The 15,523-nt window shown below is 42.5% G+C and carries 11 protein-coding genes and 1 tRNA gene; 5 read left to right on the top strand and 7 right to left on the bottom strand.

All coding sequences use genetic code 11. The features are described 5' to 3' along the window. The first annotated feature begins 57 nt into the window (after nt 1–57). Nucleotides 58–1,698, top strand: coding sequence for a B12-binding domain-containing radical SAM protein (locus BHV73_RS04400; protein ID WP_286736919.1), 1,641 nt, complete (start codon nt 58–60; stop codon nt 1,696–1,698). Between the two features lie 133 nt (nt 1,699–1,831). Here the strand turns inward: BHV73_RS04400 and BHV73_RS04395 are convergent. Continuing rightward, a tRNA-Ser gene (locus BHV73_RS04395) sits at nt 1,832–1,916 on the bottom strand. A gap of 469 nt (nt 1,917–2,385) precedes the next feature. Between BHV73_RS04395 and pflB the strand changes: the two genes are divergently transcribed. Together pflB and pflA are read left to right on the top strand one after the other, a co-directional pair. Continuing rightward, nucleotides 2,386–4,614 (top strand): formate C-acetyltransferase, encoded by a 2,229-nt coding sequence (gene pflB, locus BHV73_RS04390; protein WP_286736917.1) that lies wholly within the window; start codon nt 2,386–2,388, stop codon nt 4,612–4,614. A gap of 128 nt (nt 4,615–4,742) precedes the next feature. Then, nucleotides 4,743–5,468, top strand: a complete 726-nt coding sequence (pflA, locus tag BHV73_RS04385) for a pyruvate formate-lyase-activating protein (RefSeq protein ID WP_286736915.1) — start codon at nt 4,743–4,745, stop codon at nt 5,466–5,468. 128 nt (nt 5,469–5,596) lie between these two features. Here the strand turns inward: pflA and BHV73_RS04380 are convergent, their stop codons facing one another. Both BHV73_RS04380 and BHV73_RS04375 read right to left on the bottom strand, forming a co-directional pair. Then, nucleotides 5,597–6,922 (bottom strand): porin family protein, encoded by a 1,326-nt coding sequence (locus tag BHV73_RS04380; RefSeq protein ID WP_286736912.1) that lies wholly within the window; start codon nt 6,920–6,922, stop codon nt 5,597–5,599. Continuing rightward, entirely contained in the window at nt 6,923–7,471 is a 549-nt protein-coding gene (locus BHV73_RS04375) for an RNA polymerase sigma factor (protein ID WP_009120788.1), read from the bottom strand. It lies immediately after the preceding gene. Nucleotides 7,472–7,646: 175 nt separating this feature from the next. On the opposite strand from BHV73_RS04375, the gene BHV73_RS04370 reads away from it, so the two are divergent. Together BHV73_RS04370 and BHV73_RS04365 are read left to right on the top strand one after the other, a co-directional pair. Further along, the gene (locus tag BHV73_RS04370; protein WP_286736910.1) at nt 7,647–8,351 is read left to right on the top strand and encodes a NigD1/NigD2 family lipoprotein; all 705 of its coding nucleotides are present in this window, start codon (nt 7,647–7,649) and stop codon (nt 8,349–8,351) included. Nucleotides 8,352–8,463: 112 nt separating this feature from the next. Next, on the top strand, nt 8,464–9,375 hold the full coding sequence (locus BHV73_RS04365) for a DMT family transporter (protein WP_286736909.1): 912 nt from the start codon (nt 8,464–8,466) through the stop codon (nt 9,373–9,375). Between the two features lie 215 nt (nt 9,376–9,590). On the opposite strand, the gene BHV73_RS04360 is transcribed toward BHV73_RS04365, so the two are convergent. From BHV73_RS04360 to BHV73_RS04345, 4 genes are all read right to left on the bottom strand, one after another. Next, nucleotides 9,591–11,345, bottom strand: a complete 1,755-nt coding sequence (locus BHV73_RS04360; protein ID WP_286736907.1) for an Eco57I restriction-modification methylase domain-containing protein — start codon at nt 11,343–11,345, stop codon at nt 9,591–9,593. A 95-nt stretch (nt 11,346–11,440) separates the two neighbouring features. Further along, nucleotides 11,441–11,842, bottom strand: coding sequence for an HNH endonuclease domain-containing protein (locus BHV73_RS04355; RefSeq protein WP_286736905.1), 402 nt, complete (start codon nt 11,840–11,842; stop codon nt 11,441–11,443). Nucleotides 11,843–11,991: 149 nt separating this feature from the next. Continuing rightward, nucleotides 11,992–12,642, bottom strand: coding sequence for a DNA-binding transcriptional response regulator (locus tag BHV73_RS04350; RefSeq protein WP_286736904.1), 651 nt, complete (start codon nt 12,640–12,642; stop codon nt 11,992–11,994). 10 nt (nt 12,643–12,652) lie between these two features. Then, complete coding sequence (locus BHV73_RS04345) at nt 12,653–15,232, bottom strand: sensor histidine kinase (protein ID WP_286736901.1); 2,580 nt, start codon at nt 15,230–15,232, stop codon at nt 12,653–12,655. Nucleotides 15,233–15,523: the final 291 nt, after the last annotated feature.

Here is a 15,523-nt window from a genome sequence, read left to right as displayed (position 1 = left end):
TTTATTTATCCTAACAGTAAAATCACCTATCTTTGCAAGGATGAAACTAAATCAAATATGAAAATTCTCTGGATAGACTTAAATAGTTCTTACGCCCATTCCTCATTGGCGCTTCCCGCACTGCATGCACAAATAGCGGATGATTCCTCGATTGAATGGGCAATCGTTTCCGCCACAATTAATGAAAACACAGGGACCGTTGTGGACGAAGCTTATCGGCACAAGCCCGACATTCTTGCCGCAACCACCTGGCTTTTCAACCACGAACAATTACTGCATATCGTATCAAGGCTGAAAGCTTTACTACCCGAAACCTGCCTTATATTAGGCGGTCCGGAGTTTCTTGGAGACAATGAATTCTTTCTGCGTAAGAACCCTTTTGTAAACTGTGTATTCAGAGGAGAAGGCGAAGAGGCGTTTCCGCAGTGGTTGGCCTGCTGGAATCATCCGGAACAGTGGAAGGATATTCCCGGTCTGTGTTATCTGGATGCCGATAAACAATATAAAGACAATGGAATAGCCCGTGTCTTAAACTTCTCCGGACTTATTCCACCCGAAAAAAGCTGTTTCTTCAATTGGAGCAAGCCGTTTGTACAACTTGAAACTACGCGCGGATGTTTCAACACATGCGCCTTTTGCGTCAGCGGCGGCGAGAAACCGATTCGTACTCTCTCTATTGACAGCATCCGCCAACGGCTCCGAATCATCCATGAGCATGGTATTAAAAATGTACGCGTACTCGACCGTACATTCAATTACAATGCACGTCGTGCAAAAGAACTGCTCCAACTGTTTTTAGAATATCCCGACATACGTTTTCATTTAGAGATACATCCGGCGCTTCTCTCCGAGGAATTAAAAGAAGAGTTAAAACTGTTACCGCAAGGACTGCTCCACCTTGAAGCCGGGATTCAAAGCTTGCGTGAACCAGTACTTGAACAAAGCCGCCGCATGGGTAAATTATCCGATGCTTTGGCAGGGCTGAAATTTCTCTGCTCGCTTCCGAATATGGAAACGCATGCCGATCTTATAGCCGGACTTCCCCTCTATCATCTCAATGAGATATTCGAAGATGTATATACCCTGGCCCGGTACAATGCGGGAGAGATACAATTAGAGTCACTCAAACTGCTTCCCGGTACGGAAATGCACCGCCGGGCAGAAGAACTCGGAATACGCTATTCCCCTTTCCCACCCTACGAAGTTTTAGAAACAAACGAAATCAGCGTAGGCGAACTGCAGACAGCCCGCCAGCTATCCCGCCTGTTAGACGGTTTTTACAACACTCCCGCCTGGCAGGCACTAACCCGGGAGTTAATCTTAAATGACAGAACTTTCTTGCAGAGGTTCCTTGAACATCTGATACAGATAAATCTTATAGACCAACCCATGAGCTTGGAAAAACGCGGGCTTATACTTTATGAATATTGTAAGTTGGCTTATCCTGAATATCAAATGCAGGCTAGCATTGCCTGGATAGAAGCCGGCATGTCATTAAAGAAAGCTCCTGCAGAAAAGGTAAAGACCAAACATCAAGTTCCACCGGAGAGGTGGGAAGTGATATATGGAGATTATAAAGACAGCCTCAGGCTTTGCTTTCTTCCACAAGACGAAAATACAAAATGCGGTTATTGGTTTGGATTTGAATCTGAAGTACAGAAAACCACTCCTGTATTCAAAGCAAGAACAAGCGGTTAGCAATCTGCCGATATTGCCATCGGCACCGACAAACAATGCATCATTCGGCAAAATAGGTGTACCTCTTTACGTTTTTTGCCATTTACCCAAAAATAAAAAGTCCCGTAAACTATTAATTTACAGGACTTTTCTTTGGAGAGACAGGGATTCGAACCCCGGGTGCCTCGCAGCACAACGGTTTTCAAGACCGCCGCAATCGACCACTCTGCCACCTCTCCAAAACTTCCTTTTCAAGAAGTGCTTTTCTCTTAAAGCGCTGCAAAGATAATACTTCTTTTTTAAACAACAAACAAACTCGGCATAAATATCACTCTCTCCCTTAAATTGCTACGATGGTACAGTACAAACTAATAACCGATACAACAATCTATTTTATTCTTACCACATCCGTTATCTTTTCATACCACAGCTGTTGTAAGAAAAGATAACGGCAGTAGTATGAAAGGATAACAGGCGTGGTAAGAATAGTTTTTCCACAAGAAAACAATAGCCTGTAAACAGTTCAGCCCCAATTAACAGCAAGCAACAAATAAATGCATACACAGCGACATTCTCTACCTATTAATGATTATTTTATGTTCTTCAGCATAAAAACTATGCATTTTATTATGCAATTACGGAAATATTTCCGTAATTTTGCGCGCTCTAAAGGATAACATATCTAATCACTTTCAAAAAAAGAATATTATGGAATTAAACAAAACCTTTATTGACGGGCTTTGGAGCAAAGAAATCAATGTTAGTGATTTCGTTAGTAAAAACATCGCACCCTACACCGGAGATGCATCTTTCCTGCAAGGACCTACGGAACGTACCAAACGTATTTGGAACCTCTGTTTGGAAGCATTGGAAGAAGAAAGAGCCAATAACGGTGTTCGCTCATTAGATCATACTACAGTATCTACTATCACTTCACACAAGGCAGGCTATATCGATAAGGAAAACGAACTTATCGTAGGTTTGCAGACAGATGAGCTGTTGAGACGCGCCATCAAACCTTTTGGCGGCATCAATGTCGTGGCAAAAGCATGCCGCGAGAATGGCGTAGAAGTAGATGATAAAGTAAAAGACATCTTTACACATTATCGTAAGACTCACAATGACGGTGTATTCGACGTATATACCGAAGAAATCCGTTCGTTCCGCTCTCTGGGTTTCCTTACCGGACTTCCCGACAACTATGCACGCGGACGTATCATCGGTGACTACCGTCGTTTGGCATTGTACGGTATCGACCGCCTCATCGAGGCCAAACAGGAAGATTTACGCAACCTGACCGGCCCCATGACTGAGGCACGTATCCGCCTGCGCGAAGAAGTATCAGAACAAATCAAGGCTTTGAAGGACATCAAAATCATGGGTGAATACTATGGTCTCGACCTCAGCCACCCTGCCACATCTGCTCAGGAAGCTGTACAATGGGTATATATGGCGTACCTCGCTGCCGTAAAAGAACAAGACGGAGCAGCCATGTCATTAGGTAATGTATCTTCATTCCTCGACATTTTCATCGAATACGATTTGGCTCACGGTAAGATTGACGAAACTTTTGCTCAGGAGCTGATTGACCAGTTCATCATCAAACTGCGTATGGTACGCCACTTGCGTATGCAGTCTTACAACGACATCTTCGCCGGAGACCCGACTTGGGTTACCGAAGCTATCGGCGGACGCTTCAATGACGGTCGCGTGAAAGTAACAAAGACTTCTTTCCGCTTCCTGCAAACGCTGTACAACCTCGGCCCGTCTCCCGAACCCAACATGACCGTTCTGTGGAGTCCCGAATTACCGGAAGGTTTCAAGGAATTCTGCGCCAAAGTATCTGTGGATACCAGCTCTATCCAATACGAAAACGATAATCTGATGCGCGAAGTACGTAACTGCGACGACTACGGTATCGCTTGTTGTGTATCTTACCAAGCCATCGGTAAGCAAATCCAGTTCTTCGGCGCACGTGCCAACCTCGCCAAAGCATTGTTGCTCGCCATCAACGGCGGACGTTGCGAGAATACCGGAACCGTAATGGTAAAAGGTATCCCCGTACTGACCCACGACACGCTGAACTTTGAAGAAGTAATGGCCAACTACAAGAAAGTGTTGACGGAGATTGCCCGCGTTTACAACGAAGCAATGAACATCATACACTACATGCACGACAAGTATTACTACGAAAAAGCCCAAATGGCATTCGTCGATACCGACCCGCGCATCAATCTTGCCTATGGTGTAGCCGGACTTTCCATCGCTATCGACTCACTTTCCGCCATCAAATACGCCAAAGTAACGGCACGCCGTAACGACATCGGTTTGACGGAAGGCTTCGACATCGAAGGTTCTTTCCCCTGCTTCGGTAACAATGACGACCGTGTAGACCATCTCGGCGTAGACTTGGTTTACTATTTCAGCGAAGAGCTGAAGAAGCTGCCCGTATACAAGAATGCCCGTCCTACCCTGTCATTGCTGACTATCACTTCCAATGTGATGTATGGCAAGAAGACCGGCGCTACTCCTGACGGACGCACCAAAGGTGTCGCTTTTGCTCCGGGAGCCAACCCGATGCACGGACGTGACAAGAACGGTGCTATCGCTTCTTTGAGTTCGGTAGCCAAACTGCGTTATCGTGACTCGCAAGACGGTATCAGTAACACATTCTCTATCGTTCCGAAGTCATTAGGTCCTACTGACGAAGAGCGTGTCGACAACCTGGTTACCATGATGGACGGTTACTTCACCAAAGGCGCGCACCACCTCAATGTGAACGTATTGAACCGTGAAATGCTGGAAGATGCCATGGAACATCCGGAAAAATATCCGCAACTCACCATCCGCGTTTCCGGTTATGCCGTAAACTTCGTGAAGTTGAGCCGCGAGCATCAGTTGGAAGTCATCAGCCGCAGTTTCCACGAAAGAATGTAAGTAATACTTTAAGAGTATAATCTTCAGGCACGGATTACGCGGATTTCACGGATTAAGTAAATAATCCGGGTACTCCATGTAATCCGTGCTTTTTTCTTAATACATTCTTACTTATAATATATACGATTATGATTAATGTTCATTCATACGAATCAATGGGTACCTTTGACGGTCCGGGATTACGGCTCGTCGTTTTCCTTCAAGGCTGTCCTTTCCGTTGCCTGTATTGCGCCAATCCCGACACCATAGACGTAAAAGGCGGTACTCCCACCCCCGCCAATGAAATTCTACAAATGGCAATCAGCCAAAAAGCATTCTTTGGAAAGAAAGGGGGAATCACTTTCTCCGGTGGCGAACCCACATTGCAGGCCGAGGCATTGATACCTTTATTCAGAGATTTGAAAGCCAACGGCATCCATATCTGCCTTGACACCAACGGTGGTATCTGGAATGACAAAGTAGAGGAATTGTTAAGTCTGACAGATTTGGTATTGCTTGACATCAAAGAGTTCAACCCCGAACGTCACCGTGCTTTAACCGGGCGCAGCAACGAACAAACCTTGCGCACTGCCGCCTGGCTGGAACAACAAGGACATCCATTCTGGCTGCGCTATGTCTTAGTGCCGGGATATAGTGATTTTGAGGAAGATATACGTAATATGGGCAAGCAGCTTGGCAAATACCAAAGCATACAACGAGTGGAAATACTTCCCTATCACCGCTTAGGAATACATAAATACGAGGCCATGGGCTGGGATTATCAATTAAAAGAGGTAGTAGAAAATACCCCCGCACAACTGGAACGAGCCGAAAAGCTCTTCAAAGAATATTTCCCCACAGTAGTGGTAAATTGAGAATTGAGAATTAAAAATTGAGAAATAGGCTGCGCTATAAATTCTTTATCGGTATAAACCCCGATTTTGCTATTTACTATTATAGCGCAGCCTATTTCTCAATTTTTAATTCTCAATTCTCAATTTAATCAGTAAGTCAACCGTATTCCCCCTTGTAACGTAAAGTTACAGGGATTTTCCTTCCTTATCGTCTGAATATCGGAGCCGTCATCGAAGAAGTAAGATACTCCCGGTTCTACATAAATACCGACCCTTTTACTTATATTATACTGTGCACCCACAGCTCCCATCACAGAGAATTGCAACGGTTTCACGGTTTCGCTCCGACTGCCTATTTTACCATAAATACATTTCTCCATGGCGCCTCCGGCGGAAACATACATGATAAAGGACTTCTTATCTACAAAATTCCAGTTGGCACGCAAAGGAATACCTAAATAATGCAATTTCTGGCTGACCTTCTTCGAGCTTCCGGCAAACTTCACATCCGAAGCAAGATACGTATATGTCAAACCAGTCTCTACGGAGAATCCTTTCGCAAGTCCTTTACGCACTGAGAAACCGAAAGACAAGGGCTGCTTATGGTCTATATCCACTATCTCTTCCGAGTTTTTCATCAGATACGGCATACCATTCTTGAAAACAAGTTCCTGTCCTTCCGGAACATCCATTATACCGTTAGCCACCGTAGCCAAATCGACCTTCCCGCCGGAATAGCCGAAACCCGGATCGCTTTGTACAAAACCGCTTTCACCGATACTGTTTCCGGCAATCAGCCCGCCCGTATTTCCCACAGCCAGCCCGACCGACCAGCCGCGTGACTTTTCTTTTTTCGTATTTCCAACCGGCAGTTGCAGTTTATCCCTACCGGACGGACGACGACGTTCAGCCTGCTGTTTCTCCGTACTATTATTTCCGGTTGTAACAACCTCATCTTCTTTTTTCGTTACCGGAACCGTTTGTTCCTGTACACTCTCTTGAATTTCCGGTTCCGTATCCAAAGGCTGCATCTTCGTTGTCTGCTCCGCATCACCTGCTGTATCCAGTTGTTGCGCCAACAAAGAACGCCTATTTATACCCGCTGACGAGACCTGTTTCTGCGCGCGATAGTCAGGTTCCGTTATTTCTGTCCGTATCGAAGGTGTCTGTTGCTCCGGCAGTCTGTCCGGAGCAATTGCCAATGCCGGCACAGCCGTACCCCTCATTTCCTCTCCCACAGGACTCTGAAGCAACCACACACTGACTGACGACACCGCGATAAGCAATGACGCAGCCGCAGCTACAGCCCAGCGGCGGAAAGGAATAATCCTCCGTTTTCCGGCTACCGGCGGCTTCGGAGCGGACAAATCCTTTTCAAGCCGTTCCCAACCGGAAACGGGTAACGGTTCGGAATAATCCTCCAACCGTTCCTTTATCTTTCGCATCCACAATTCATCTTCCATACGTTTCTTCATTTATGCGTTCTTTTTCATCCACTCCTTCACCTTAACCGCCAAAGCTGCTTTGGCGCGTACCAACTGCGAAGCCGAGGATTTTTCATTGATGCCCAGCAGTCGGGCGATCTCCTTGTGAGATTTATCTTCAAAAATAAACAGGTTGAATACGGTACGATAACCGGCAGGAAGTTCGCTGATAAACTGCATCAATACTTTTTGAGGAATTGTATCCACAGCCGAGGCATCCGGTTCTTCATACGTTTCCGGCACATCATCCAAGGCAGCAGACTGGTTCATCACATCATTCTTCCGCAAATACTGTAACACCGTATTCACCATTACACGCTCCATCCAAGCCCGCAAAGAACCCTCTCCCCGCCAAGTGAACTTATCGAAAGAATCGAACAGCTTCAAGAAACCGTCATGCATCAAGTCCTGTGCGGTTTCCCGGTCACCGGCATAACGCAAACATACGCCGAGCATCCGCCCTGCATACTGTTCATACAGTTCTTTGCGGGCAAGGTTGTCGCCTTGCCTGCAGCGTTCTGCCAATACCTGTTCTTCCATTCTCTCTTTTAACACGTGTTTACCTTATAAATGCAACAGGCGCAAAAATACTGCATCCGGCAGATAAGAAATTCATTCTTCATCTTCTTTAACAATCTTATAAGCAGTATTTGCACAATCCCGGCATTTTCTGAATACGAAATCTAAAACAGAACCAATAACAAAACCTCTACTTATGAAAAAGTTAAGAACGACATTAGCCGTATTTCTGCTACTGCTCATTGCCATGCCCGTATTGCAATCCTGTCTGGACGATTGGAACGATGATGAGCGTTCATCCCTCACTATCGGCACTGTACGTATCATCGATGGAAAAGACTATTACTTCGCGCTCGATGAAGGAACCAGAATGTTTCCCGGCGATACCGCCCAAGTCAATAACTATACGCTGGTGGAAGGACAACGCGCTTTTGTATATTTCAACTTGCTGGACGAAAAGGTGGATGGCTACGATTACAATGCCAAAATCAATCATGTAGAGAATATTCTCACCAAAGACATCTACTTCATGCCCGCCGAAAAAGCCGACAGTATCGGTGACGACCGCATCAACATAACCAATATGTGGATTACGGGCAATTATCTGAATATTCAGTACCAGCTATATCACAGCAACAGTAACGACAAAAAACATATGCTGAACCTGATAGTCAACGAAACGTCCGACGGCAAAAACGATAAAGAAGGTTATATCACGCTGGAATTCCGCCAAAACGCCTATGATGACGAACCCCTCATGCCGGGACAAGGACTTGTTTCTTTCAAACTGGATAAGATAGCCGACCGGATATCCGGAAAAACCGGACTTAATATCCGCGTAAAAAGTTTGTACGACGGCGAACGTTATATGACTGTCGACTTTAAGAAAGACGAAAACTAATCTATTCTGTGGAACACTTTTTTCAAGTTCTTTTTATAAAAGCGGAGTGAGGCATTTGTCAAAAGAAAGGCGTATCTTTGCAGCCGATTTTACAAAACTATTTTCTACAACCATGAAAAAAGGACTGCTGTACGCTATATTGGCATCTGTGCTATGGGCCATCGTAAACCCGTTTATCAAGCAAGGGCTCAGTTATGATTTTACTCCGATGAATTTCGCCGGTATTCGTTTTACGAGTGTCGGCATTCTGCTTTTTGCTTATACCTGGCACAAAGGTATGTGGCAGGAAATCAAGCAGTACCGCAAACTGTTCCTCAACTTGATATTCATCAATATGTTCATGGGCTATACGGCCTTCTATTTCGGGGTGGACTTTGTCAGCGGGGCTATCTCATCCATCATCATGGGTATGACACCGCTTATCAATGTATTGCTTGCCCACTTGCTGGCAAGTAACGACAAGTTGAACGGTTACAAGATAGTCAGCCTCATCGTCAGCCTTGCGGGACTTTTGCTGATTGTAGGAATGGGCAGCGACGGCGAACCGCTGGATTGGAAAGGCATTACAGGCATCATACTATTATTGCTCAGTATCATTTTTCAAGGCTACTCCGCCATCTCCGTATCCGAGGAGAAAGGCAAAATCAACCCTATCTTCCTGAATGCCGTACAGATGTTCTTCGGTGGCGCCCTTATCTACATCATCGGACTGAGTACGGAAGGTTATCATTCTTTTATCGGCAAGCCTGCCGGGTTCTATATCAGTCTGGGTATCCTTGTATTCATTTCTGTCTTTGCATTCAGTTTCTGGTTTATGGCGTTACAAAGCAAAGGAGCAAAAGTCAGCGACATCAATATGTGCCGCCTCATCAACCCGATTCTCGGAGCTGTATTAAGTTGGATTATGCTTGCGGGAGAATACCCCACATTCAGTACCGTAGCGGGTATGTTGATTATTGTCAGCTCACTGATTATCTACTTTAAAGGAGCGGAGATTATAAAAAACATCAGTACAAGAAAATAAACAGAGTCAAAAAACACTTAATGATTTTTTAGGCACGGATTTCACGGAAATGGAAAAGAAGGGTTATGTTTCCAAAAAAATAAAATAAATTCGTATAATCCGTGCCCAAAGAGAAACAAATTGTAAGCGAATTTTAGTTTTGATATACCCTTCCACCTATCATTTCCTGAGGAATTACTTCATCCATTTCACTTTCGATGACGTCAAAGAGATACTCAATCATTTTTTTGCGGGGTATAACTCCCTTTATAAAACCCTTCAAGCCAGTTATTGATTTCTTCACTATCCGCCAACTCTAACAGATGTCGTTTTTCGCCTTCCTTAAATTCAGGTATGCCAAAATACTTAATATTCATTCCATTCAAAGAATAGTAACCAGAAGCATAAGGTTTGCTGTTTAACACCACATATTTCCAGAAAATATTTGACTCTAAAATCGCTTTTAAAACCATCACGACCGTCTTATCATTGCTGACGAAAGCCATTCCGTTATACAACAGCAGGTCTTTATCATCTACAAGTTCACAACGTAAAGCCTTATTCGCTATCTTAGGGAAGAACAGCTTATAACGCGGCATCTGCAGAGATTGAGTTCGCCCGTAAGCATACCAGGCAGGGTACTTTTCTGTACGCCCCTTATCTCTCTGTGCCAGAATTTCATAACAACTCCGTAGATAATTATATGCATATGGATAGTCTGATTTCATTTCCGCCTCCGGGATTAGTTCCATAACACCTTGTCCGTTCCGTCTGTACGGGAATATCACATATTCCATTACATCCGCAATACTGACATCAGAATTTAACTTGTTAGAATTGACAATTTTTCTGCATATAGCCCTTTCTACTTTAATATTCCGCTTGTTCTTTACAAAAGAAAAAAAAGTTTTCGTCTCAGCTATAGGGGTGAATACATAGGTTTTGTTGCTCAACGTTGCAATACCATGTCTTGATTGGCAGAATTTACCTAATGGCGTTCCCACTGTCTCCTGAGTCTGTGCACGTTTAAAGTCATTCAATTTCCAACCGCCTTTATTGTCCAACTGAGAGTATTGAAATGACTGAAAATTGAACAGAGGTGCTAATTCTTTATTTTCGTTAATACAGTATGATATTTCATCTGACCTGACTTTTCTCAAAAAGAATAAACAAGTATATGTACACCTGCCACGAAACATCTGTGTGCCACGAAAATCCACAATACTGATACTATATGATTTTTCACTGAAATACTCACGTAAAGCACGACCATTCAGACTGGTAAGAAAACTGTTCATGGTTATATAACCTACACGACCACCCTCCCTGACAATTTCAATGGCTATTTGGAAGAAAGGAATATATAAATCTGAATTACCGGAAGCACACACTCTCCATTTTTTCAGCAACTCACGACTTTCATTGCTCATATTACGTACGCATACATAGGGAGGATTACCTACTATTACATCCACCCTTCCCATCTGCAAAAAATCAAAACATAATGTATCTCCTTTCCAAAGATTGAACTGCAATTCTACGTCCTCGCCTGCTGTCAATGCCAGTAAAGACAACAAAAGTTTTGCACGTTCAATGGAGTAATCTTGAATATCTACGCCGTAAATATTTTCCCGAATAATGGACTCAAAAGACCTGGCTGTTTGAGAATGGAGAAACATAGCTGCCGTAAGAAAAAAACCTCCACAGCCACAGGCTATATCAGCAATGTGTATATTTTCCAGATTATTGTCATAGTTTGTAAGAACTTCCGTAACGATTCGCTTACGAATATAATCGGGCGTATAAACGGCCCCTGTCACTTTTCTATCTTCCGGAGAGATGACAAACTCAAAAAGTTTGGTTAGGTCTTCCAGTGAATATCCACATTCACTCTTGTCCAACTGACAGATTAGTTCTTTCAACAAGTCATTATCTTGTGATTCCTCAGCAATACATGCCTCTACAAGCAAACGATTTACTTGAGGTTTCAAGCCATGGTGTCTCAAATACGCAGACACGAATAATCTGTTGACCATTCGTATATCTGTGAGACTTTTTCGTTTTAAATATGTAAAAATCTCCTGCTTCACTGAAGACTAAATAGATGTTGGGTATAATCGAAATAAAGACGACACATGGCATCGCCCACTCCCTTCAGCTCGGGATATTCTTGTTCTCTTTCTCGCAAAAGCTTTATACGTTTCTCCAAACGTTCAATATTCCAGACAATAGCATAACGGCAAAGATTCAACGAAAGTTTCCGAGCCATAAACTTACCACAGTCTGTTTTGCCGGATATTCTTCCGTCATAATTTCGTTCGAAATGTATATTGTAGTCTTCGTCACAAGGATCAAGGTGTTTTGCATTGTCATCATCCGATTTCAACCTGTTCACATAGGAACAACAATACACCAAATTACTATACTCCGTTTTCAAGTTGGGATATTTAGAATGAGGTTTAAAATGGTCAATTTGAAACGTTCTCATTCCTCCAAACCACCGGTCCGTACAATGAGTATAGCCACAATGGTGATTAAAGTCAGATGCCAAATATTCCTTGTACCTATGATAGTCGCTATAATGGCCTTTGTAAGTTCTTTGTGGGTGCTGTTCTCTAAAAAGATACTGTTTCATGGTTAATCCAATTTTGCCAGTATTTCATCCACTTTATCAATCACTTCAGAAAGCTGTTCAAGACTTTTTGATCTCTTTATGTCGGCAGGTAATGTGGCATATGAATCCAATGATTTCTCCAAAAACGAATCAAGTTCCACCAGTCTGTCTTCTTCATGCAAAGTCAATCCTTTGTCCTGTTTCTTTTGAACCAAACTGGTCAGTTCGCTTTGAGCTTCATCAATCGATTTCTTGTATTTGTCAATTTGTTCTACCATCTTGTCATGAAACTTTGCTTTGGCTCCTTCCTCTCCTCCATTCATAAGGATCTTAACATAGACCAAATTCACATCTTTCGATGTAGAAATGGCATCGTTATCATATGATGTAATGACAAAGCAAGGGAAGTTCGGACGTATATCCCTATAAGCATTGACAAGCTCTGCTCCATTATACGATACGTTGTACTGTATCTCCGTCTTTATTTCGTTCAATTGATGATCAGTAACAATCGCATCCGGATGTTCATCTTCAAATACCTGAATCATCGCCTCTATGTTCTCCTCCGGATACAGACATTTCACCTCCACCTTATCTTCTATCTTATCCATATAATCGAGAAAATTATCATGCTGATCTTTTTCCTCATCTATAAACAATATCTTGTATTTCATATTCCTAAAGTTATTCATTTATTAATTCATTTACTGACTGTACATACTTTTGAGGATATACGAATCTGATACCAAAACCAAAGTTCAAATTCAGCAAGTTTATTCTTGCATCATTATCCTCTGCTATCAGTTTTACTATCCACATCCCCAAACCTGTCCCTATCTCTTCACCTGTGGTATTATTACGTTTTGTTGTAAACAAAGGCTTAAAGATATCTTCCGGTGTAACGATATCCGAGCTTAATCCCGTACCGTTATCCTTATATTCACAGATGATTTCCTTATCGGTAGACATCCATAAAATTTCAATCTTTCTCGGTCTGTTTACTCTCATCATGTTGAATGCTTCTATCGAGTTGGAGAATAGATTATAAAAGATACTGTCAAAATCTATTTCAAAGGCTCTCATTTTAAGTTTCGGAGCAATCGTGTATTCTACAGTTATAGCTCTTTGTTCAAATATACCGGTCCACGTCTGCAACAAGCTCTCGGTGTATGTTTTAATATCAACGAGCTTTTGTCTGCGTTTATCTTTTTTAATGATACCTGTCGAGAACCTCAACCAGTTTTGCATCTTTTGGTCCGTATTACGAGCCTTATCCATCAGCCGGTAGGGATTCTTGCGGTCTTCCCTGTCAACATACATTTCTTCTGAGGCAAATGGCAACAAATTTTGTTGTATTTTGTCATACCTATCATTCAACGAATCATGAATCTTGCTCAAATCATGGCTGAACGATGCTAACATCAACCCACTGCTCGCCAATGCTCTCAAAACTTTTTGTTCTTCCCTGAGCTGTTCGATTTCCAAAGTTTTCTTTTCATTCAATGCAGCCAGCAACTCCATTGAATACCGCTCACCTTTTTCTTGCCGCCCAGACTCTTTCTGGTTATTCTCCTTTCTCTCACGTTGCTTGGCAAGAATCTTTTTTGCAAGTTCTTCTGCTTGACGCATATCTCGGGCTTCACCGTTTCGGTATTCATCGTCAGCAGCCAGTTCGCGGGCTATCAAAGCTCTGTCCTCTTCAAATATAGCAATAATACCTTGAATCAGCCTCTTGAAAACTTGAAATGCACTATTTTCTTGCAAACCTTCCCGGCTCGACTTATCCTCAAATTCCACATTCGTCAGTCGTGATATACAAATAGAACCGGCCACATTCTCAACCTCTACCTTATAGCCACCTTCTGGCTTGGCAATACCAGCCGGACTCTTTTGTTTGCGGGCACCTAATCCTAACCAGTCAAAAGCAGAATCGTTACGTTCTCCATAAGGGCGCACACGGAAGCCATCTCTAAAAAGTTTTATTCCACCAAACTTCTGCAACCAGTCAGCACGCAAATTATATGCACAAGGCCGATAGAAGAAACGTGCTTCATCCTTTTTCGTAGCAGAACGTTTCATAAAATAGAACACAAAATCAAAAGAGCCGATACGGCTGAACACCTGTGCATAATCAGTAACATTAAAACCTGGTAACAGTTGAGCAAATGTCCTTATCGTTTCCCAATACCCTCTTTCAAAGTCTGCTTTCGTATAGTTTGCTTTCTGCTGATTGGGACGAGCAAAAAATGAAGGTGGCAATGCCTCCACCAAGTTTTCTTTTCGTATAATTTTGATATGCACAGTCTGCTTTGAATCAGCATGAGCCTCTATTTTGAAGTCAAAATCATCACAAACAGAGCTTTCCACTTCACCATACTCAGCAGGTAAAGAAGATGATCTCAATATGATGGAATAGTCCTTATTCTCAGATGGCGGTACAAGAACACCTAAATCCTCAAATAGCAGTTTGACGGATTCATCATCCCATACATCTCTTAGATTTGTAATCTTGAGAATCGTACCATGCTCGAAAGTATCCTCTCTCAACACGGCATTGATACTTTCCGGTAAATTCATCCTCCTCACACAATCAATGAAAGAAACATCTTTCAAGCCTTCAAGGTCTGCATTCACCGAATCCAAGGTCTTGTTTGTTCCCTCAAAGTCATCCCATGCAACAATCCATTGATATCCGCAAAAAGGAGATTCTTTACCATTCTCATCATAATCATGATGCACATCCTTGTCATAAATAGTAGTCATCTCGCAATTTGCACCCAACTTATCCATTGCAAAGCGACCTATACCCTTGGCACCAGCCTTTATCCTACCTTTCTTTGTATAAAAATTAGTTGACTTATTATCCGTACCGATGATCATCCAATAATCCTTAATGATTTCATGTGTCATGCCCTCTCCACAATCAATAACATACAAACTGGCAAACTGTTTCAGTTGGTCGGACAGCGTTTGAATGAGCGAAGAGTCAACCCCATCATTAAGCACATATTCATCATCCATCAAGTGATATATCGACTGTAATAGATTGTTGTCAATTCCTTTGGTACACAACTTATCATATTCTTCCACAGAAAGTTTGTCTTTAAAGAATGACAGTTCATTGTCAATATAAACAATGCTATACCGACTATCTGCATCATAACCATTCTTAACGAGTTCTATGATAGCTCCCTTAGCAGTAGCTACATTCTCTCGTCCAATAAGTCTGGCAGTTCTTGACGAAACTTTAAATGGTATTTTCATTGCATTTTGTTAGTTAAATTTCCAACACACCTTAGATGTAATAATACTATCACCCCATAGTACACACAAAATTACTTATTTTCCCTCAGAAAAGTTCATAAAAAACGTAAATTTTGAATTTGTACCTTAGTTTTGACTGAATTCCTTCAATATCGAACAATTCATAAATCACTATATTCCTCATACTTTCAGATGACTTCTTGAGGGTGTCAAAATACATTTATTATACTTAACTACTTAATATTAAGATGAACAATAATATAAAAACAGAAGCTGCCCCATTCCGAGGTA

The organism is Bacteroides sp. 44_46 (assembly GCF_001915465.1).
In the GTDB taxonomy this organism is placed as follows: Bacteria; Bacteroidota; Bacteroidia; order Bacteroidales; family Bacteroidaceae; genus Bacteroides; species Bacteroides clarus.
This window is presented reverse-complemented; position numbering and strand designations above follow the sequence as displayed.